Origin of the sequence: Azospirillum oleiclasticum, from assembly GCF_013423485.1 — a bacterium.
GTDB lineage: Bacteria > Pseudomonadota > Alphaproteobacteria > Azospirillales > Azospirillaceae > Azospirillum > Azospirillum oleiclasticum.
Genome location: NZ_JABFFR010000104.1, coordinates 1 through 237, shown reverse-complemented (window position 1 = coordinate 237; position 237 = coordinate 1). Strand labels below are relative to the sequence as shown.

Below are 237 nucleotides of genomic sequence, written 5' to 3'. Positions count from 1 at the left end.
GGGCACCTCGGGCAACACGACGACGCTCCGCGGCCTGGAGACGCTGACGGGCGGTTCGGGCAGCGACGTGGTGGTCACCGGCGACACCGGCACGACCATGACGGTGGGTGCGGTCGAGATCCTGGTCGGCGGTTCCGGCTCCGACGTGATCACGCTGGCGGATGGCGGTGCGACCATCCTGCTCCGTGGCCTGGAGACCCTGTTGGGCGGTTCGGGCAGCGACGTGGTGACCATCGG

At 70.9% G+C, this 237-nt stretch carries 1 pseudogene; it reads left to right on the top strand.

The annotated features are described in order from the left end of the window. A pseudogene (locus HL658_RS36455) lies at positions 1–237 on the top strand (hypothetical protein); the annotation flags it as partial.